This window comes from Rhodopseudomonas palustris BisB18, from assembly GCF_000013745.1.
GTDB lineage: Bacteria > Pseudomonadota > Alphaproteobacteria > Rhizobiales > Xanthobacteraceae > Rhodopseudomonas_A > Rhodopseudomonas_A palustris_F.
In genome coordinates, this window is the sequence record NC_007925.1 from 4,708,239 (window position 1) to 4,726,961 (window position 18,723).

Annotated in this window: 17 protein-coding genes; 5 read left to right on the forward strand and 12 right to left on the reverse strand. The window is 64.5% G+C overall.

Annotated features, from left to right (window positions below; all coding sequences use genetic code 11):
* Positions 1-66: 66 nt before the first annotated feature.
* The 3 genes from RPC_RS21145 to fliI form a co-directional block, all read right to left on the reverse strand.
* Complete coding sequence (locus RPC_RS21145; RefSeq protein ID WP_011474635.1) at positions 67-1,098, reverse strand: adenosine deaminase; 1,032 nt, start codon at positions 1,096-1,098, stop codon at positions 67-69.
* A gap of 319 nt (positions 1,099-1,417) precedes the next feature.
* Positions 1,418-1,837, reverse strand: coding sequence for a flagellar export protein FliJ (gene fliJ, locus RPC_RS21150; RefSeq protein WP_011474636.1), 420 nt, complete (start codon positions 1,835-1,837; stop codon positions 1,418-1,420).
* Between the two features lie 109 nt (positions 1,838-1,946).
* Positions 1,947-3,272 (reverse strand): flagellar protein export ATPase FliI, encoded by a 1,326-nt coding sequence (gene fliI / locus RPC_RS21155; protein WP_011474637.1) that lies wholly within the window; start codon positions 3,270-3,272, stop codon positions 1,947-1,949.
* A gap of 370 nt (positions 3,273-3,642) precedes the next feature.
* Between fliI and ctrA the strand changes: the two genes are divergently transcribed.
* Both ctrA and RPC_RS21165 read left to right on the forward strand, forming a co-directional pair.
* Entirely contained in the window at positions 3,643-4,344 is a 702-nt protein-coding gene (gene ctrA / locus RPC_RS21160) for a response regulator transcription factor CtrA (RefSeq protein WP_011474638.1), read from the forward strand.
* Positions 4,345-4,543: 199 nt separating this feature from the next.
* On the forward strand, positions 4,544-6,115 hold the full coding sequence (locus RPC_RS21165) for a hypothetical protein (protein ID WP_049766147.1): 1,572 nt from the start codon (positions 4,544-4,546) through the stop codon (positions 6,113-6,115).
* A gap of 39 nt (positions 6,116-6,154) precedes the next feature.
* Here RPC_RS21165 and RPC_RS21170 read toward each other — a convergent pair whose 3' ends face one another.
* From RPC_RS21170 to RPC_RS21190, 5 genes are all read right to left on the reverse strand, one after another.
* The gene (locus RPC_RS21170; protein ID WP_011474640.1) at positions 6,155-7,567 is read right to left on the reverse strand and encodes a mannose-1-phosphate guanylyltransferase/mannose-6-phosphate isomerase; all 1,413 of its coding nucleotides are present in this window, start codon (positions 7,565-7,567) and stop codon (positions 6,155-6,157) included.
* Between the two features lie 83 nt (positions 7,568-7,650).
* Entirely contained in the window at positions 7,651-8,097 is a 447-nt protein-coding gene (locus tag RPC_RS21175) for a GtrA family protein (protein WP_041802181.1), read from the reverse strand.
* A gap of 317 nt (positions 8,098-8,414) precedes the next feature.
* Positions 8,415-10,112, reverse strand: a complete 1,698-nt coding sequence (locus tag RPC_RS21180) for a hypothetical protein (RefSeq protein WP_011474642.1) — start codon at positions 10,110-10,112, stop codon at positions 8,415-8,417.
* A gap of 68 nt (positions 10,113-10,180) precedes the next feature.
* Positions 10,181-11,179: a glycosyltransferase family 2 protein gene (locus tag RPC_RS21185; protein WP_011474643.1), complete on the reverse strand. Its 999-nt coding sequence runs from the start codon at positions 11,177-11,179 to the stop codon at positions 10,181-10,183.
* A 468-nt stretch (positions 11,180-11,647) separates the two neighbouring features.
* Positions 11,648-13,147 (reverse strand): phosphomannomutase/phosphoglucomutase, encoded by a 1,500-nt coding sequence (locus RPC_RS21190; RefSeq protein ID WP_011474644.1) that lies wholly within the window; start codon positions 13,145-13,147, stop codon positions 11,648-11,650.
* 255 nt (positions 13,148-13,402) lie between these two features.
* Between RPC_RS21190 and RPC_RS21195 the strand changes: the two genes are divergently transcribed.
* From RPC_RS21195 to RPC_RS21205, 3 genes are all read left to right on the forward strand, one after another.
* Positions 13,403-14,554, forward strand: coding sequence for an AGE family epimerase/isomerase (locus RPC_RS21195; RefSeq protein ID WP_011474645.1), 1,152 nt, complete (start codon positions 13,403-13,405; stop codon positions 14,552-14,554).
* 203 nt (positions 14,555-14,757) lie between these two features.
* A complete protein-coding gene (locus tag RPC_RS21200; protein ID WP_011474646.1) occupies positions 14,758-15,060 on the forward strand; it encodes a type II toxin-antitoxin system HigB family toxin in 303 nt (100 codons plus the stop codon).
* A gap of 14 nt (positions 15,061-15,074) precedes the next feature.
* Positions 15,075-15,452: a helix-turn-helix domain-containing protein gene (locus tag RPC_RS21205; protein WP_011474647.1), complete on the forward strand. Its 378-nt coding sequence runs from the start codon at positions 15,075-15,077 to the stop codon at positions 15,450-15,452.
* 218 nt (positions 15,453-15,670) lie between these two features.
* On the opposite strand, the gene RPC_RS21210 is transcribed toward RPC_RS21205, so the two are convergent.
* The 4 genes from RPC_RS21210 to RPC_RS21225 all read right to left on the reverse strand — a co-directional run bounded on the left by RPC_RS21210 (position 15,671) and on the right by RPC_RS21225 (position 18,720).
* On the reverse strand, positions 15,671-16,543 hold the full coding sequence (locus tag RPC_RS21210) for a CheR family methyltransferase (protein WP_011474648.1): 873 nt from the start codon (positions 16,541-16,543) through the stop codon (positions 15,671-15,673).
* The gene (locus tag RPC_RS21215) at positions 16,540-17,709 is read right to left on the reverse strand and encodes a protein-glutamate methylesterase/protein-glutamine glutaminase (RefSeq protein WP_011474649.1); all 1,170 of its coding nucleotides are present in this window, start codon (positions 17,707-17,709) and stop codon (positions 16,540-16,542) included. The genes RPC_RS21210 and RPC_RS21215 overlap by 4 nt, the downstream gene beginning before the upstream one ends.
* 76 nt (positions 17,710-17,785) lie before the next feature.
* Positions 17,786-18,151, reverse strand: a complete 366-nt coding sequence (locus RPC_RS21220; protein ID WP_011474650.1) for a response regulator — start codon at positions 18,149-18,151, stop codon at positions 17,786-17,788.
* A 74-nt stretch (positions 18,152-18,225) separates the two neighbouring features.
* Positions 18,226-18,720, reverse strand: coding sequence for a chemotaxis protein CheW (locus tag RPC_RS21225; RefSeq protein ID WP_011474651.1), 495 nt, complete (start codon positions 18,718-18,720; stop codon positions 18,226-18,228).
* Between the last annotated feature and the right edge of the window lie 3 nt (positions 18,721-18,723).

The window sequence follows — 18,723 nt, forward strand, 5'->3', positions numbered from 1 at the left end:
CTCATGGTGGGCACGCTTTCGCCGTCGCTCTGCGAGCGACGGCGAAAGCGTGCCCACCCTACGCTGCTACGACGTTGACGCGACGGCATGCCGCGCAAGGTAGTCATCCAACTGCCTGAGCAGGATTTCGCGCTCCTCCGTGGTCACGAAGGCCGCCTCCAGCCCGTTGCGGACGAGGCGGACGATCTCCTCCCGCGACAGGTCGAGAGCCTCGCGGCAGGCCAAGAGGTTCTCGGTCACGTAGCCGCCGAAGTAAGGCGGGTCGTCGGTGTTGACGGTGACGTGCAGGCCCTGCGCCATCATGGTCTTCAGCGGATGCCGCGCCATCTCCGTCACCCCCTTCAGCCGCAGATTGGAGAGCGGACAGACGGTCAGCGGGATGCGTCGCATGGCCAGTTCTCGTACCAGATCGGGATCGGCGAGGCAGGCGTTGCCGTGGTCGATGCGGTCGACCTGCAGCAATTCCAGAGCCTCACGCACGTAGGCGGCGGGCCCTTCCTCCCCGGCATGGACGGTGGTGCGAAAGCCGCGGTCGCGGGCCGCTTTGAAGAAGCGGGCGAACTTGGCGGGCGGGTTGCCGAGCTCGGCGCCGCCCATGCCGATGGCGATGATCTGGTCTTTCCAGGGCATGATCTGATCCAGCATGACCATCGCGTCCGCCTCGGTGCGGTGGCGGTGGACGCTGATCATCAGGCCGACGCTTAGTCCGTGCTCGCGGCGCGCCTCCTGCATCGCGCCGAGCACGCCGGACATCAGCGCCTCGAGTGGAGTGCCACGTTCAGTGAAGCTCTGCGGGCCGATGAAGAGTTCGGCGCGGACCACGCCGTCTTCATGGGCCCGGCGCAGGTAGGCGCGGGTCACGTCGCGAAAGTCGCCCTCGGCGACCAGCACCTTACAACCCTCGAAGTAGAGATCGAGGAACGACTGCAGGTTATCGAACTGGTAGGCCCCACGTAGCGCCTCGGCCGTGTCCCAGCGGAGCTTCATGCCATTGCGGGCGGCGAGGTCCAGCATCAGCTGGGGTTCGATGCTGCCCTCGATGTGCATGTGGAGATCGGTTTTGGGCAGGCCGCGGATGAAGGATTCGAGGTCAGTCATGTGGTGTCCTTAAGAACGGTCGAGGGCGCGGCACGCGTAGGGTGGGCAAAGGCGCTCGTGGCGCCGTGCCCACCATCTCGGTCGCGACGCCACTTCCAGCCGCGGTGGGCACGCTTCGCCGTCGCTCGATGGGCGACGGCGAAGCGTGCCCACCCTACGCTACTCCGCTACGCTACTCCGCCCGACTCAAATCAGCCTGATTACGCTCGGCGAGGCGAGTCATCTCGCATCCCCCAGACGCAAACACCCGGGCCTTGCGACCCGGGTGTTTTGTTTGCGGTCTGCGATCAACCGGCGACGCAGCGCCGGCGAAGCCCGTTCAGGCGACCACGCCGATCCGGGCGCGCATCAGGCCGATGCTATCGAGGTCGGCCTGTTCGCGCGCACTTTCTTCGGCGCGTTCGCGGGCCTGGTCGCGCTCGTCCAACAATTCGACCTTCTTCAACTCGTCGAAGGCTTCGTTGAGCTGGCTGCGGGCGTCCTCGAGCTGGATGCGCAGTTCGTCGGCCGAGCGGGTCAGGTTCTCGCGGCGCTGGATCGCGGCCTTGGCGTAGGTCGGATAGGCGAAATGCGTCGGATCGTTGATCCCGGCGCGCTCCTGTTCGGATTGGATCTCGCGTTCGAGATCGACCGACATGCGCTGGAAGTCGGCGATCATGCCTTCGATCTGCGCGACCCTTCGGCGCTTTTCGTCGACCTGAAACTTCTTCAGGCGGATCAGGGTTTCGCGTGACTTCATCGACTTAATACTCCCCAGAAGTCCCAAGCTGACGCGGGACGAGCCGGCATTCCCGAATCGGGCCTCACCGGCAACGCAAGTGCTTCTTCCGCATGATGGCGTGACAAAGTTAGCGTTCCGTTTCTAAATTACTGACGATTTGCTCCAATTGTGCGTATCCTGCCTGCAGCGCGGTGGCCTCTTCCTTGCCCTGGCGCAAAAAGTCTTCCAGCGGCTGGTGCAGCCTGATCGCCTCGTCGACCTCGGGGCTGGAGCCGGCGCGGTAGGCGCCGAGCCGGATCAACTCTTCCATGTCGGCATAGGTGCCCATGATCTGCCGCGCCCTGCGGATGATCGGCAGATAGGCCGGGTCGGCGGATTTCGGCATGGTGCGCGACACCGATTTCAGGATGTTGATCGCCGGATAACGGCCGCGCTCGGCGATCGCCCGCTCCATCACGATGTGGCCGTCGAGAATGCCGCGCACCGCGTCGGCCACCGGCTCGTTATGATCGTCGCCGTCGACCAGCACGGTGAAGATCCCGGTGATGGTGCCCTCGTTCAATCCCGGGCCGGCGCGCTCCAGCAGCTTCGGCAGTTCGGTGAACACGGTCGGCGTATAGCCTTTCGCGGTCGGCGGCTCGCCGGCCGAGAGCCCGATTTCGCGCTGCGCCATCGCAAAGCGCGTCACCGAATCCATCAGGCACAGCACGTCCTTGCCGTCGTCGCGGAAATATTCCGAAATCGCCAGCGTGAGGTAAGCCGCCTGGCGCCGCATCAGCGCCGGCTCGTCGGAGGTCGCCACCACCACCACCGAGCGCGCCATGCCCTCGTCGCCGAGATCGTCCTGCAAAAATTCCTGCACCTCGCGGCCGCGCTCGCCGACCAGGCCGATCACCGAGACGTCGGCGTCGACGTTGCGCGCCAGCATCGACAGCAGCACCGATTTGCCGACGCCGGAGCCGGCGAAAATGCCGAGCCTTTGACCGCGGCAGCAGGTCAAAAAGGTATTCAGCGCCCGCACGCCGAGATCGAGCGGCGCGCCGACCCGCTTCCTGGAATGCGCCGGCGGCGGCGCATTCCGGAACGTCATCGGCGAGGTGCCCTGGGTCAGCGGCCCCTTGCCGTCGATCGGCTCGCCCATCGCGTTGAGCACCCGGCCAAGCCAGGACGGCGACGGCCGCACCTGCGCGGCGGCGTTGGCGATCACCGCGCGGCAGCCGCGCCGCACCCCTTCGAGCCCGGCGAACGGCATCACCACGGCGTTGTTGCCGTTGAAGCCGATCACCTCGCAAGGAATGAACCGGCTACCACCAGTTTCCACCACGATCCGCGCGCCGACCGACATGGCGTGGATCGGACCGGCGATTTCGACCATCAGTCCGCGGACGCCGACCACCCGGCCGTACATCATGACGCCGTCGATATCGCCGATCTGCTCCGCCAGTGCCTTCATTGCGAAAGCCTTAAACTTCCTCGCCGTGTGGGCGGATCCTTAACCTGCTGTTTACCCGCATCGTTAATCATTAGCACACTGTCTTTGGCTGGCTGAAGGCGGTCGCTCCTAGAGAACGAAGGGCGAATCGCGAGAGTCGGTTGAACCCGATTCTTAATGTGGAACTTGAACTGGTACGGATGCAAAAAACTTCTTGTACGCAACATCTTATGGCGATTCGATAAAAATTGCACGGTTAGAGCTTGCGGACACGAATCAGGTTTTGTTAACCATATGACGTCAGGATCCGAATCAGTTGTTCAAAGGCGTTTCCAGTGCCGCAGGTAGTGCGGACGCCTGACGCCCGGAGCGGCGCTTAAAGGGGACTGGCATGCGCGTATTGCTGATTGAAGACGACAGCGCCACCGCGCAGTCGATCGAACTGATGCTCAAATCCGAGAGCTTCAACGTCTATACAACCGATCTCGGGGAAGAGGGCGTCGATCTCGGCAAACTGTACGATTACGACATCATCCTGCTTGATCTGAACCTGCCGGACATGTCCGGATACGACGTTCTCAAGCAGCTGCGCGTGTCGAAGATTAAGACTCCGATCCTCATTCTTTCCGGCCTCGCCGGCATCGAGGACAAGGTCAAGGGTCTCGGCGTCGGCGCCGACGATTACATGACCAAGCCGTTCCACAAGGACGAACTGGTCGCCCGCATCCATGCCATCGTCCGCCGTTCCAAGGGCCACGCCCAATCGGTGATCCAGACCGGCGACCTCGTCGTCAATCTCGACACCAAGACCGTCGAAGTCGGCGGCCAGCGGGTGCATCTGACCGGCAAGGAATATCAGATGCTGGAGCTGCTCAGCTTGCGCAAGGGCACCACGCTGACCAAGGAAATGTTCCTCAACCATCTCTATGGCGGCATGGATGAACCCGAGCTGAAGATCATCGACGTCTTCATCTGCAAGCTGCGCAAGAAGCTCGCCAACGCCTCCGATGGCCGCAACTTCATCGAAACCGTATGGGGCCGCGGCTATGTGCTGCGCGAGCCGCACGAAGAAGAAGCCCGCATCCCGGCCTGAGCCGCCTTCAGCGGCGCGATTTCAAGGAGAGCCTGACCAGCTCTCGCCTCCCGACTGAACCCCGCCGCAAATGGCGGGGTTTTTGTTATGAGCCACACAAGGACGCATCATGGGGTCGACAGTTTCGCTGCAGCCACTCACCGGCGCGGACCGTCGCCGACGTCTTCTGATCCACCTGGCGGCCCCCGGCGTTTTTGGATTGATCTCCCTTTTCCTCGGCGTCGACGACAATTGGGATCTGCGCCACTACCATCTCTATGGCCCATTTGCGCTGTTGAACGGCAAACTGGACATCGACTTCACGCCCGGCAGCTTCCAGATCTACTTCAATCCGACGCTCGATCTGGCCTACTATTTGATGATCCGCCACTGGCCGGCGATGCTGGCGGGCTTCACCTGGGGCTGCGTCCATGGCCTGAACTTCAATCTCCTGTTTGAAATCATCCGCCGCGCTCTTCCCAACCTCCCGGAGCGCGATCGTCTGCGCGTTCCGTTCTGGCTGAGTGTCGCCGGCATCCTGACGCCGAATTTCTTTTCCGAAATCGGCAACACCATGGGCGACAACGCCACGGCGCTGTTCATCCTGTCGGCGCTGCTCGTCATCCTCACAGCGAGGCCGCGGCTGCAGGCCGCCGCGACGGCCGCCGCGACGGCCGCCGCCTGCTGGATCGGGGGCGCCGGGCTGCTCGCCGGGCTCGGCATGGGTCTCAAGCTGACCAATTGCGTCCACGTTGCGGCGCTTGGTCTTGCCTTGTTCATCATTCCGGTTCCCTGGACGCGCCGGCTCGCGCTCGTCGTCGCCTTCGGACTGGGCGTGGTGGGCGGCGCGGCGATCACCGGCGGATCTTGGCATCTGACGATGTGGCGGGCGTTCGGTAACCCGCTATTTCCGCAGTTTACGTCGCTATTTCCCAGCGAATTGGCGCCGAATTTCAGCATTATCGACAGGTCGTTCTTGCCGACGACGATCGGCGAGCACCTACTGTGGCCGTTCATCTTCACCCTGGCGCCGCGGCGCACAGGGCAGGCCAGCTTCCATCAGGCGATCTGGGCGGTGAGCTACCTCTCGTTCTGGGTCTACGCCGCAACGGCCCTGATTCGGCGGTGGCACGGCGTGGCCGCTCGACGGTTCGAGCCGCAGCAATGCTACCTGCTGACGTTTTTCGCGATCGCCTATCTGCTCTGGATGATGGTGTTCAGCATCGCGCGCTATCTCGTTCCGATCGAAATGTTGACCCCGCTCGTTGTGGTTCTGCTGCTACGGGGAATATTCTCGGATCAGACCGCACGATGGATCGCCACGCCGCTGCTGATCGCGGCGACGCTGGTGTTCGTCGCGGGCGGGGTGCGTTTCTGGGGGCATCAGCGCTGGGCCGACCCGCCCTACCGGGTCGATCGACCGGAGCTCACCGACGTGGCGCGAACCACCGTGCTGATCATCAACATGGATCCGCCGCCGACCTGGATGATCACCCAGTTTCCGCCACAGCTGTCCTTTGTCGGGCTCGACCCGAGCTTCCGCACCGCCGCCCATCGTCAGAAGGTGCGCCAGCTGATCGCACATCACGGCGGGCCGCTGTTCGCGCTGTATCAATATGGCCCCGACCCGGAGCGGCGCGGTGAGATCGAGGCGCGGGCCAAGGCGAACCTTGCCGCTTATGGGATGGCGATCGACATTCCCGCCTGCACGACCTATGACGCCTATGTCGGACAGCAGCGCACGCCCTATCAATGGTGTGCGGTTTCCCTTGCCGACCAAGGGGCCGACTGACCCGCGGCACCGCGCGCGTCTCACGGGTGAGGCCGCCGGCTAGTTCCGCTTGTAATCGTCCTCGAACCGAACGATGTCGTCCTCGCCGAGATAGCTGCCGGTCTGCACCTCGATCAATTCCAGCGGGATCTTGCCGGGATTCTCCAGCCGGTGGGTGGCGCCGATCGGAATGTAGATCGACTCGTTCTCGTGCACGATCTTGTTCAGATCGTTGATGGTGACCCGCGCGGTGCCGCGCACCACGATCCAGTGCTCGGAGCGATGGTGATGCATCTGCAGCGACAGCCGGCCGCCCGACTTCACCACGATGCGTTTGACCTGGTGACGTTCGCCGTTGTCCAGCGACTGGTAGGAGCCCCACGGCCGATGCACATTGATATGATCTTCGGTGACCCGCGGCGCTTCGGCTTTCAGTCTTACCACCAGCCGCTTCAGGCCGTTGGGGTCCTGCTGCCGCGACACCAGAATGGCGTCCTGCGTCGCCACCACCACAAGGTCGTCGACGCCTTCCAGCGCCACCAACGTCTTGTCGGTCGCGACGTTGCAGTTGCGGGAATCCTCGAACACCGCCTGGCCCTGCGCGGCGTTGCCCTGTGCGTCCTTGGCCGAAAGCTCCCAGACCGCGTGCCAGGAGCCGACATCGGACCAGCCGCAGGACACCGGCACCACCGCGGCGCGGCTGGTCTTCTCCATCACCGCGTAGTCGATCGAGATCGGTTTCGCCGCCGCGAACGACGCCGGATCCAGCGTGATAAAGCCGAGGTCGCGCCCCGCCTTGGTCACCGCGTCGGTCACCGCCTGAACGCTGTCGGCATCGACCAGCCGGTATTCATCGAGCAGCACGGACGCGCGGAACATGAAGTTGCCGCTGTTCCAGAGATAGCCGTCCTTGATATAGGCCTCGGCGGTCACCGGGTCCGGCTTCTCGACGAAACGCGCCACCGCGCGGACCTCGCCGGCCACCGTCGCACCGGGGCGGATATAGCCGTATTCGGTGGCGGCGCGGGCCGGCTCGACGCCGAAGGTGACGATGCTGCCGGCCTCCGCGGCTTCCAGGCCTTCGCGGCAGGCGGCGAGGAAAGCCGGCGTATCGGTCACCACATGGTCGGACGCCAACGCCAGCACGATCGCGTCGGGGTCGTGGATCTGCGCGAAGGCGGCGCCGGCGGCGATCGCCGGGCCGGAATCCCGCCGCGCCGGCTCCAGCAGCACATCCGCCTCCAGCCCGATCTCGGCCAGCTGCTCAAGTATCATGAAGCGATAGGCGGCATTGGTGATGATGATAGCACGCCGGAACAGCGCGGGATCGGACACTCTCAGCAAGGTATCCTGAAAGGTCGAGCGCGGTCCGAACAGCGGCAGAAATTGTTTCGGCCGCGACTCACGCGAAGCCGGCCACAGCCGCGTCCCCGCTCCACCGCACATGATCAGGGGAATGATCGGAGTGGCCATCAGATCGAAACGCCTCTCGGTTGGTTTAAGCGTGCCGCTTTCTGTCGCATTTGCGCAGGTCGCGCAAGTGCAGGCGCGGCGCGCTAGCCGGCGACCCCGCCGTCGCCGCTGCGCCGAAACACCACGAAATGCGACAGCGAGAAATTCACCACGAAGCTCACCAGGATCGACACCAGCTTCGCCGTCAAGACCGGCAGATAAAGCGACAGCACCACCAGCGTGGTGGTCGCGGCGGTCACCCCGGCAATGCCGGACACTACGAATTTTAGATAGTCGCGCAGCCGCAGCTTGCCGCCGGATTCCCGTCCGAAGGTCGTGAAGCTGTTCATGATGTAGGAGCAGGACACTGCGACCGCCCACGCCAGCACGTTGCTGGCCACCAGGGGCACCCCGATCCAGTCATAGAACACCAGGAAAACCCCGAGGTCGATGAAGGCGTTGATGACGCCCACCAGCGCGAAGCTGACCGCCTTCACCCAAAAATCCCGCCTATGCCAAGCGGCGACGAGGCGGTCCAGCAGATGCTTCATGGCAAAACTCGGTTCGAACGGTTGCGGTGCGAAGCCTCGAACGCGAGCACACCGGCAGGCCCATTCGAAGAACGGCCGGAGCATAACTCAGATGGCGATGCCCGGCCAGAGCAGCGGCATTGCGCGGTCAACAACGGCGCACCGCAGCGGACCCGCCACAGTGGTCCGGCCGTCTTGTGGTGGGCACGGCGCAAGAGCGCCTTTGCCAACCCACGGCTACTACGGTTCTTCGCGCATGATCTCGTCGCACGGCGCCACACCGAGTTCGGAAGGGGCCACCGTTTCGCCTGTCGCGGGCGCGGCCGGGAGCGCGCCGGCTACGGCGCGGCGGGGTGCCAGGTGGCCGCCGCCAGATCCAGCGCGCAGACCTCCGGTCCGAGCTTGTTCTGCCGCATCCACTCGGCGACTTTGGCCGGATAGGACGGATCGCCGAGGTCGTTGAGCTGCCAGCCCTTCGGCCACCACGACGAATTGCCGTTCAGCGTCGGCAGGCCCCGGACAGCGGAGACGATCATCGCGTCGGATTGGATCTCCCACCATTCCTTGGTGCCGCCGCTGCCAGGCGATAAGTAGAACGCGCGACACGCGGCCGGCGCCGGCGGCAGGCTCGCCAGCCAGGCGATCTGCTCGCTGCGCCAGAACCGCGGCGGCGATTTGCGATTGAGCTGCTCGGTCAACAGACCCAGCGCCAGCACCGGCACCAGCCACACCAGCCATGTCTTGGAAGCGCCGCTGTGGCGCAATAGCTCAAGGCCGATCACCACCACGACGCAACTGGCGAACAGCGCCACGATCTGCGAGCGGAACGTGGTGCGCACGCCCTTGGCGCCCGGGACGTATTCCCAAATGACGTGCCAGGGCCGATAACCGAACCAATCGAGCTGCACCAGCCAATACAGCATGACGGCGAGCGCCAGCGCCAGTCCGACATCGCCGGCCACGCCGAGCTTGCGCCGCGCGCCGCCGAGCAGCGCCAGCATCGTCGCCAGGAAGGTGGCGAACAACAGCGGCGTATAGCCGAGCTCGACCTCGCCGAGCTGGCGGCCTTCGATGCCGGCGATGCCGAGCGATTTCAGCAGCCGTCCCCAGACGATATTGTCCGCCCCCGGATTGATGATGTCGGCAAGTTGCGGAAAGAACCCCTGCACCTCGTCGAACGGGCGCGCGGTGCCGCGCAGCAGCACCGGCACATACAGCACCAGGAACGGCACAAGCCCCAGGGCGAAGCCGGTGACGAAGCCGATGGTGACGGGACGGCGCTCGACAAACAAGCGACGGGACAGCGTGACCATCCGCGGCCGACCGCCGATGACTGCATAGATCACGAAGGTGAGCATCGCCAAGGTGGCGGCGAACCACGCGGTCAAATAGGCGGTGAAGAACATCAAGGCCAGCAGCAGGCCGGACGATGCGGCGAGCAACGCGCCGAGCGGCTTCCTCGGGCTGCTCCAGGCCGCGGTCGACAACAAGACCGCCGACGGCAGCAGCATCACGCAATAGCTTTGGGCGTGGCCGATCTTCAGCGCCATCATGTTGGCGAAGCCGAACAACGCGGCGCCGAGCAACGCGGTGAGCGCGGACGCCGACAGGCAACGGCGGGCCAGGATGTAGAATGTCGATGTCCCGATCAGCGACAGCAGCAACATTACGACCATGAAGGATCGGAACGGATCGATGCCGGCGGCGCGCGCGAGCGAATAGGGCAGCGCATAGAGGAAGTAGGCGTCGGTGAAGCCCAATACGCCGCGTTCCGGATAGAAGAAGATCGGGTCGCTCCAATGCGGGTCGAGGCCCGCGAACCAGCGATGCCAGTGCTCCAGGATGGCGATCAGAATCCGCGCGTCGCCGGTATCGCCGAACACTCCGTCAAACCCGGTGAACAGCCAACTGCGGTAGAAATACAGGCCAAGCATCACGACCGACAATACGACCGCGGCGAACCCGATACGCTGGCTGCGGGTGTCGCCCGCTTGCAAGCTGTGGCGTCGATCGGTCGTCGGTATTTGGTTTGTCATCGATGCGACATTTCATTCAACGGTGAGGGCAATCGGCGGCGTGCTGACAACGAGCGGTCGGCGATGGCTTAGTTGGGCAGCTCTTTGGCGCTGCGTTGCCCGCTGCGGCTCACCCTCGCGCTCGGCAGCGACAGATAGGCCAGCATCTTCATCTCGCGGCGGCCGCGGGTCACCGTATCCAGCACCAGACCCGAGGAGACCGACAGCATCGCCAGGGTCATCAGCCCCATCGACAGCACAGCGGTCGGCAGCCGTGGAACCAGGCCTTGCTCGAGATAAGTGATCACGACGGGCACCGCGAGGCCGGCCGACAGCAGCGCCAGGAAGGCGCCGATCGCCACGAAGAATTGCAGCGGCTTCTCCCACCGGTAGAGTTTCAGGATGGTGCTGAGAATCCGAAAGCCGTCGCGCCAGGTGTTGAGCTTGCTGAACGAGCCTTCCGGCCGGGCGTAGTAAGGCGTCTGGAGTTCCGCGACCGGCAGCGCCAGCTCCAGCGCGTGGACGCTGAGCTCGGTCTCGATCTCGAAGCCGCTCGACAGCGCCGGGAAGGATTTGACGAAGCGCCGCGAGAACACCCGGTAGCCGGACAGCACGTCGTTGAAGGCCTCGCCGAACACCGAGGACAGAAAGCTGGTCAGCATCCAATTGCCGGTGCGGTGGCCTGCGCGATAGGCCTCCGGCGCCTGGTCGACGCGCACGCCGACCACCATGTCGAGACCGTCCGACACCAGCGCCTCGATCATCCGCGGCGCACTGGCCGCGTCGTAGGTGGCGTCGCCGTCGACCAGCACGTAAATCTCGGCATCGACGTCGGCGAACATCCGGCGGACCACATGGCCCTTGCCCTGGCGGCGTTCGCTGCGCACCTCGGCACCGGCCGCGAGCGCCACCGCCACGGTGCGATCCGACGAATTGTTGTCGTAGACGAAAATCCCGGCGTTCGGCAGCGCCTTACGGAAATCCGCGATCACCGCGCCGATCGCCGCTTCCTCATTGTAGCATGGGATCAACACGGCAATCGTCGTGTCCGGCGCCGGCCGGACATTTGCGGAGGTCAGCCTGTCCATCGATATTTATACCGTGATTCGTCTGGGATCGATCCATTGCCCGGCGGCGCCCGAGCGACGTCGCGCTCCACGCTTCGCCTTCGCAAGGTGACGTGCGGCGGCAACCAAAGCATAGCGGCGGCGGCCAGGCAACCGCAGGCGGCGCGCGAAGCGGGGCGTCAGCGCGGTCGAATGGCCCGGCTGTTCCAGCCGGTGCCGCTACCACATCCACAGCAGTCATGTATGGACGGTCCTCTGGGCAAGCTTTTTTGGCGTTTCGGCAAATGAAGCGATGCGGTCATGTATACGGCCTTGCGGCGCGGTCGTTGAGCGCAGGCCCTGATGGATATCGCGGATCGAGCTCGATCATTCCGACGTGCTGTGACGCGCTTCCCGGGTACATCGACCACACGCCGTTTCTTTTGCGATGCTCTTTCTGGGTGGGTTCGCTTCCTGCTCTCCAGCTTGTAGACCAACTCGGGGTCACGCTCAGATCGTCTGGTTGTAGGCGCCGACCGCGGGGTGGGTGCGCAGCACCACGTTCACCGCCTCGAACATCTCGTGCATCCGGGCTTCCGACACCGGGCTTTCCACCACCACCACCAGTTCCGGCTTGTTGGAGGAGGCCCGCACCAGGCCCCAGCTGCCGTCTTCGCAGGTGACGCGGACGCCGTTGACGGTGACGAGATCGCGGATCGGCTGGCCGGCGACCTGGTCGCCGTGCTTCTGCGCGGCCTCGAAATGCGCGATCACCGCGGCGACCACGCCGTATTTGGTCTCGTCGGCGCAGTGCGGCGACATCGTCGGCGACGACCAGGTCTTTGGCAGCGCGTTTTTCAGATCGGACATGGTCTTGCCGGACGCGCGATCCAGCATCTCGCAGATCGCGATCGCCGAGATCAGCCCGTCGTCATAGCCGCGGCCGAGCGGCGCGTTGAAGAAGAAGTGGCCCGACTTTTCGAAGCCGGCCAGCGCCTTCGATTCGTGGGTGCGCCGCTTCATGTAGGAATGCCCGGTCTTCCAGTATTCGGTTCTGGCGCCTTGCGCCTGCAGCACCGGGTCGGTCGCGAACAGCCCGGTGGATTTGACGTCGACCACGAATTCCGCGTTCGGCGTGATCGCCGACATATCCCGCGCCAGCATCACGCCGACCTTGTCGGCAAAAATCTCTTCGCCCGTATTATCGACGACGCCGCAGCGGTCGCCGTCGCCGTCGAAGCCGAAGCCGAGATCGGCCTTGTGCTGCAGCACCGCGTCGCGCATCGCGTGCAGCATCTCCATGTCTTCCGGATTGGGATTGTATTTCGGAAAACTGTGATCGAGTTCGGTGTCGAGCGGGATCACCTCGCAGCCGATCGCCTGCATCACCTGCGGCGCGAACGCGCCGGCGGTGCCGTTGCCGCAGGCCACCACCACCTTCAGCTTGCGCTTCAGCGGCGGCCGCTTGGTCAGATCGGCGATATAGCGCGCCGGAGAATTTTCGTGGAATTGATAGGAGCCGCCGGCCTCGTTGTGAAACGCGGCGCCGAGCACGATGTCCTTCAGCCGCGTCATCTCCTCGGGCCCGAAGGTGAGCGGACGGTTGGCGCCCATCTTGACGCCGGTCCAGCCGTTGTCGTTGTGCGAGGCGGTGACCATCGCGACGCAGGGCACGTCGAGCTCGAACTGCGCGAAATACGCCATCGGCGTCATGCACAGACCGATGTCGTGCACCTTGCAGCCCGAGGCCAGCAGCCCGGAGATCAGCGCGTATTTGATCGACGCCGAATAGCTGCGGAAATCGTGCCCGGTGATGATCTCCTTGCGCTGCCCCAATTCGCCGATCAGCGTGCCGAGCCCCATGCCCAGCGCCTGCACGCCCATCAGGTTGATCTCGGAGCCGAACAGCCAGCGCGCGTCGTATTCGCGAAACCCGGTCGGCTTCACCATCGGCTCGGATTCGTAGGCGTAGGTGTTCGGAAACAAGACGGGTTTCGGCACCGGAAACATCAATGGCCTCGCAAGGAAGAACGTGTCAGGTCAAACTTGGCAGCCATAGCGGATAGGTCCGCCAGTGAGAAGCCATATTCGATCTGACGACGGATTCGGCTCTGGGATCGGTCTATGGTCGCGATCCACGACAATTCCGGCGCGGCCGATCTGCAACGCGCCGCAACGCGTCGCTCACAGACCATGGATCACGCCATCGGCCTGATATAAGACGACCGCACCAACGACGGCGGATCAAGACGCGGGACCTTCCAATTGCCTGACCCCCTTCACACCGAACTCGGCGCTGCAAAAGCCTGGATCGTCGACAAGGCGCTGCCGTTCTGGTCGCGCACCGGCTTCGATCGCAACATCGAGCTGTTTGTCGAGCGGGTCGACTTTTCCGCGCAGCCGATCGACGTCCCGCAGCGGCTGATGGTGCAGTCGCGGCAGATCTATGTGTTTAGCCATGCGACGCAGCTCGGCTGGTTCGACGGCCGCGAACTGGTCGACACCGCGCTGCGCTCCGTCCTCAAGAAATATGCAACCGGACAGCCACGCGCTCCGATGGCGTTCTCGGTCGATCGCCGCGGCAACCTCGTCGAGACGTTCGCCGACACCTACAGCTACGCGTTCCTGTTGCTGGCGCTGTCGTTTGTCCGCAAGCTCGGCGACTGCGGTGCGGCTGATGCAGCGGCCGCGGAGATGATCGCGTTGTTGCGCTCCGATCTGGCGCATCCCTGCGGATTGGGATTCCTCGATCGCCTGCCGCGGCGCGATGCCTACTCCCGGCAGAATCCGCAGATGCATCTGCTGGAAGCGGCCCTTGAGGCCGCGAGCGCCTTCGACAACGCCGAGGCGCGCCGGATCTGCGACCAGATCGTCGCGCTGTTCGAGAGCAAAATGTTCTCGCGGCAGCACCGCGCGCTCGCCGAGCTCTACGACGACAACTGGCAGATCGCCGACCTACCGCGGGCCAGCTTCGAGCCGGGCCACCATTTCGAATGGATCTGGCTGCTCGACCGCTTCTCGCGCGCGACCGGTCGCGCCACCGAAGCGCTGATCGGCGAGCTGTCGCAACGCGCCTACGCCGAGGGCATCGGCGGATCGGGCGCGATCGTCGAATCGATTGCGATCGAAGGCACGGCGCGGGTCGAAAGCCGGCGCTGCTGGGCGACCTGCGAAGCGCTGAAGGCGGTCGCCAGCGATTTCGAATTCGGCCGCGACCGCGCGCTGTCGAAAAGCCGCGCCGCCGCGCTGCTGCGGGCGCTGCGGGTCTGTTTCCTGTCGGGGCCGTTCGACGGCGGATGGATCGACCGCATCGACGGCGACGGCCGGCCGATGCTGGACTACGTGCCGGCCTCGACGCTGTACCACGTGTTTGTCGCGATCGCCGAAGCCGACCGGGTGTTCGGCGGCGCGGACTGAACGACTTGGTGTGAAGCGTGCCCCGGACGCTGCGCACAGCGCCGCGGTTGCGGGGTGGTGCGCAGCAGATCCGGGCCGTTGCGACGACAGCGCTTGGAACGGTCCCGGCTCGCCGCGCAGCGCCAAGGCGCTGCTCGGCGTCCGGGACACCGGCTTTGCTGACCACCGCTTGACTCGTTCCCAATTCGGGAACATGATTCGGCATGCGGATTATCGCCTGGAGCACCCTGGCAGCCTATGTGGAGGGACATCCCGAGACGGCAGTGCCGCTGACGCGGTGGAGGACTTTGCTCAGGGCCGCGAAGTGGGCGTCGATGGATGACGTCCGGCGCGCGGCGCCGAACGCCACTGTTCTCAACGCCGAGCGGGTGAAATTCGAGGTCGCCGGAGGAAAGCATCGGCTGATCGTCGTCATCGACTTCGGCCGGCAGATTGCTTTCGTGAAGTTCATCGGGACCCACGGCGAATACGACAAGATCGACGCCCTGACGGTTTCGCGTTTTTGAGGGAGATGCACATCATGGACATCCGCCCGATCCGGAACGATGACGATCATGCCGCCGCGCTCACCGAGATCGAGAAGTTATGGGGCGCGCCGACCGGCACGGATGACGGCGACAAGCTCGACGTGCTTGCGACCCTGGTCGAGAAGTACGAGGAATCGCGCTGGCCGGCGGTCGATATCGCCGATCCGATCGATCTGCTTCACTACGCTATTTCCGACCTCGGGCACACCCAGGCCGAGCTTGCGGACTTGCTCGGCTCGCGCTCCCGTGCTTCCGAGATCCTGGGCCGCCAGCGAGCGCTGACGGTCGAGATGATCCGCACCATCAGCGAGGCCTGGAAAATCCCCGCCGAACTTCTCGTGAGACCGAGTTTGGCCAAAGCGGGTGCATGAATTGGGTCTGAGCGTGCCCCGGACGCGGCGTGGTGCGCTGCGCTTGCGGCGTGGTGCGCTGCAGAGCCGGGGCCGTTACGGATGCTGCCTTTGGTACGGTCCCGGCTCGCCTCGCAGCGCAACGGCGCTGCTCGACGTCCGGGACACGGATGTTGCAGATCCTCGAAACGGGCTTCGCGCCGATCGCGATCCGCGATGATGAGACAACGCGCAGCGCACTATCTTGCCGCGACCAGTTTCAGCGCGGGCTGCATCGCCGGCACGATCGACGGCGCACGGCGGTCGGCGTTCGGCCGATAGATGCCGCGACGATCCGGATGCGGCTTGAACGCGTCGGTCAACCCGACCACGGTTTCGGCGGCGCCGAGCGCCAAATAGCCGTCGGCTTCCAGCACTTTGGCGATGCGGTTGAAAATCGAGATCTTGGTGTCCTGATCGAAATAGATCAGCACGTTGCGGCAGAACACCACGTCGAACGAGCCGAGACTTGAGAAGTCCTGCAACAGATTGAGCTTACGATGCTGCACCATGGCGCGGATCTCGGGGTTGAGCTGCCAGAGTTCGCCGGTCTGCTTGAAGTACTTCACCAACAGCTGAATCGGCAGTCCGCGCTGCACCTCGAACTGGCTGTACAGGCCGGATTTGGCCTTCTCCAGCACCGCCTCGTTGAGATCGGTAGCGACGATCTCGACCCGCCAGCCGGACAGCTGTGCGGCCATCTCCTTCAGCACCATCGCGATCGAATACGGCTCCTGCCCGGTCGAGCCGGCGGCGCACCAGATCCGCAAGGCACGGCGGCCGGCACGGGCCTGCAGCAACGCCGGAATGATCTCCTCGCGCAGATGGTCGAACGGCAACTTGTCGCGGAAGAAGAACGTCTCGTTGGTGGTCATCGCCTCGACCACTTCGGCGGTGATCGCCTCGGCGCCGGCGCGGATTTTTTGCACCAGTTCGCTGATGCCCGGCAGATCGTGGCGCCGCGCCAGCGGCAGCAGGCGGCTTTCGACCAGGTAGCGCTTGTCGGCCGACAGGTCGAGGCCGGAGCGATCCTTCAACAGCTTGCAGAGAAAATCGTAATCGGCCGGGCTCACGAGCGGTCTCCTGCAAATACCCGGACCAGCTTCTGCCCGATCTGATTGAGCGGCAGGATCGCCGCGCAGATCCCCGCATTGGCCGCGGCGCCGGGCATCCCCCACACCACGCTGGAGGCCTCGTCCTGGGCGATCACGCTGCCGCCGGCGGCGACCACGTCCTTGCCGCCGCGCATGCCGTCGGAGCCCATTCCGGTCAGCACCACCGCCATGATCGCGCTTTGCCAAACCTCGATCGCCGAGATGAACAACGGATCCACCGCGGGCTTGCAAAAATTCACCGCCGGACCGTCGTCAAGCGCGATCACGGTGTTGCCGCCCTGCCGCGCCACCCGCATGTGCTTGCCGCCCGGCGCCAGGTAGATCTGGCCGGGCTTGATGATTTCGCCGTCGATGCCTTCATGGGCGGGGCGTCGGCTGGCGCGCGCCAGATGTTCGGCCAAGATGGTGGTGAAGGTCGGCGGCATATGCTGGGTGATCAGCACAGGGAAGCGATCGATCACCGCACCGATGTCGGCGACCAGCGTCATCAGCGCCTGCGGGCCGCCGGTCGATGAGCCGATCAGCAGCACGCGCGGCGCGGTCAAGCTGAGCGCGCGGCGCAACAGCGGCACCGCCGGCGCGTGACCGGCTGCCGGCACCGGCGCCGGTTCGCGGGCGCGCACGATGGCGGGCGCGGCAACCGCACCGGGCCCGGTCTGGACTTTGCGGCGAACCCGGGCGCCGAGGCTGCGCACCTTCTGCAACAGGTCGTGGCGGAATATTTCGGCCGCGGAAGCTTCGCGGGTGCTCTCCGGCTTCGGGATGTAATCGGCGGCGCCGAGCGACAGCGCCTTGAAGCTGATCTCGGCGTTGCGGCGGGTCAGCGTCGAGGCCATGATGATGATCAGATTGCGCTGCTTGGCGAGCAATTGCGGCAGCGCCGAAATGCCGTCGAGCTCCGGCATTTCGATATCCAGCAAGGCGACGTCGGGCTTGACCCGTTCAACCTGGTTGACGGCGTCCAGGCCGGTGCGCAGCGAAGCCGCCACCACCATGTCGGGCTCGGCCTCGATCCAGCGCGAGATCAATCCGCGGATCACCACCGAATCGTCGACCACCATCACGCGCAGCGGTTCGTACCGCACCGGTTCCGGAATCGAAGCACTTGCCACTGCGATACTCATTCAACACCAAACTCAAGACGAACAAAGGCAAGGCGCTCGACCGTCCGGTGTCGATCGCGAGACCGGGATGACGAGATCAGATCAGGCCGACTTCGTGAAATTTCGCCATCACGATGTCCTTGTCGAACGGCTTCATGATGTACTCGTTGGCGCCGGCATGCAGCGCGCGCGCGATGTGGGCGACGTCGTTCTCGGTGGTGCAGAACACCACCTTGGGCTGATCGCCGCCGGGCATCCGACGCAGATTGCGCAGGAATTCGTAGCCGTCCATCACCGGCATGTTCCAGTCGAGCAGCACCGCTTCCGGCAGACTGCGCTTGCAGATTTCCAGCGCCTTTTCGCCGTCCTCGGCTTCGACGATCTGAAAATCGAGACCTTCCAGAATCCGGCGGGCGACTTTGCGGATGACGCTTGAATCATCGACGACCAAACATGTTTTCATTTCAGCCTCTGTGTTCTCTCTGATCGCCCGGATGGGCATTTTCAACTCATCAAGGCACGCAAATCCGTCGCAGCTTACGCAGCAATCCTGTCAGGACCGATTTCGAGGACGCGGTCGACATCGAGGACGACCATGAGTTGGCCGTTGAGGCGGTGGACGCCGCAGGCCATTTTGGCCATGCGGGGGTCGAGGTTGACGGGGTTGACCTCGCGGCTGTCGTCGGCGAGCTTCAAGACTTCGCCGATGCTATCGATCAGAAGGCCGTAGGATTCGCCGCGCAGGTCGACGCCCATCGCCATCGGCGGCTTGCCGTCGTCGATCCGGGGCAGCCCGAGCCTCGCGCGCATGTCGATCGCGGTGACGATGCGGCCGCGCAGGTTGAGCACGCCGGCGACGTCGTCGGGGGCGAGCGGCACCTTGGTCAGCCGTTCCGGCATGAACACGTCCTGCACCCGGCTGATCGGCAGCCCGAACAATTGCCCGCCGATCATCGCGGTGACGTATTCGGTGATGGCGCCGTCGGAGGCAACCGGCTTTAAGGTTTCGACGCTGGAGATGTTGGTGGTCATCGT

Bases quoted from the DNA above. Each gene is read 5' to 3' on its own strand.
- RPC_RS21145 (WP_011474635.1), bottom strand. From the start codon at position 1,098: ATGACTGACCTCGAATCCTTCATCCGCGGCCTGCCCAAAACCGATCTC.
- fliJ (WP_011474636.1), bottom strand. From the start codon at position 1,837: ATGAAGTCACGCGAAACCCTGATCCGCCTGAAGAAGTTTCAGGTCGAC.
- fliI (WP_011474637.1), bottom strand. From the start codon at position 3,272: ATGAAGGCACTGGCGGAGCAGATCGGCGATATCGACGGCGTCATGATG.
- ctrA (WP_011474638.1), top strand. From the start codon at position 3,643: ATGCGCGTATTGCTGATTGAAGACGACAGCGCCACCGCGCAGTCGATC.
- RPC_RS21170 (WP_011474640.1), bottom strand. From the start codon at position 7,567: ATGGCCACTCCGATCATTCCCCTGATCATGTGCGGTGGAGCGGGGACG.
- RPC_RS21175 (WP_041802181.1), bottom strand. From the start codon at position 8,097: ATGAAGCATCTGCTGGACCGCCTCGTCGCCGCTTGGCATAGGCGGGAT.
- RPC_RS21180 (WP_011474642.1), bottom strand. From the start codon at position 10,112: ATGACAAACCAAATACCGACGACCGATCGACGCCACAGCTTGCAAGCG.
- RPC_RS21185 (WP_011474643.1), bottom strand. From the start codon at position 11,179: ATGGACAGGCTGACCTCCGCAAATGTCCGGCCGGCGCCGGACACGACG.
- RPC_RS21190 (WP_011474644.1), bottom strand. From the start codon at position 13,147: ATGTTTCCGGTGCCGAAACCCGTCTTGTTTCCGAACACCTACGCCTAC.
- RPC_RS21200 (WP_011474646.1), top strand. From the start codon at position 14,758: ATGCGGATTATCGCCTGGAGCACCCTGGCAGCCTATGTGGAGGGACAT.
- RPC_RS21205 (WP_011474647.1), top strand. From the start codon at position 15,075: ATGGACATCCGCCCGATCCGGAACGATGACGATCATGCCGCCGCGCTC.
- RPC_RS21215 (WP_011474649.1), bottom strand. From the start codon at position 17,709: ATGAGTATCGCAGTGGCAAGTGCTTCGATTCCGGAACCGGTGCGGTAC.
- RPC_RS21220 (WP_011474650.1), bottom strand. From the start codon at position 18,151: ATGAAAACATGTTTGGTCGTCGATGATTCAAGCGTCATCCGCAAAGTC.
- RPC_RS21225 (WP_011474651.1), bottom strand. From the start codon at position 18,720: ATGACCACCAACATCTCCAGCGTCGAAACCTTAAAGCCGGTTGCCTCC.